This window comes from Vibrio sp. 11-4(1) (assembly GCF_013048625.1).
In the GTDB taxonomy this organism is placed as follows: Bacteria; Pseudomonadota; Gammaproteobacteria; order Enterobacterales; family Vibrionaceae; genus Vibrio; species Vibrio diabolicus.
On sequence record NZ_VHSY01000062.1, the window covers coordinates 1 to 620 of the forward strand.

Here is a 620-nt window from a genome sequence, read left to right on the forward strand (position 1 = left end):
CGCATAACGCCGCGTTAAGTAGTGAGCAACGCTACCATCTAAGCTAAACCATTGTGCCGAAAACACAAAAGCTGAATCAAACCAAAAATGCCACGCGTTGCGAATCTGCCTTAAACGCTTTGTTAGGTGTATTTACACTTGTTGCATAGGTTTTATACACCAAAATATCCCCTTCGGCGTAGAACGACCAGCTACTTTATCAAATGATACTTTTCCTGTTTTAGAGCAGATGGTTAGATCAACTTTATTTGTAATCCAGTTCTGAAAAGGAGCTTCTGATATTGATAAATTAATTATGGATTGCCTTTGTATACATACATTGATGTTTGTTCGAGTGGTACGTGACCAAAACCAACCTTTTCCTCCGATTAAACAAGCATCAAAGGAGTGTTCATCAGGCACTAACTTTCTTATTTTTCGAAGAATATTAGGTAAGGCTTTAACACTGCAAGGGTGATCAAAATGACAAAGAAAAGCGACTTTGTTCAAGCAGTCCCAGCCATAAAATCCCGTACAAATCCAAATATTATTGGTTGATAATGATTCAGCATTTTTTGCTATCGAGTATTGATGTTGTAAGACTTGAACGTTATCCATAACTCCTCCGGACACCTAACGCC

Annotated in this window: 1 protein-coding gene; it reads right to left on the reverse strand. The window is 38.4% G+C overall.

What is annotated here, in order from left to right; translation table 11 throughout:
• Window positions 1–132 precede the first annotated feature (132 nt).
• Complete coding sequence (locus tag FKN16_RS24365) at window positions 133–597, reverse strand: hypothetical protein (protein ID WP_170903747.1); 465 nt, start codon at window positions 595–597, stop codon at window positions 133–135.
• Between the last annotated feature and the right edge of the window lie 23 nt (window positions 598–620).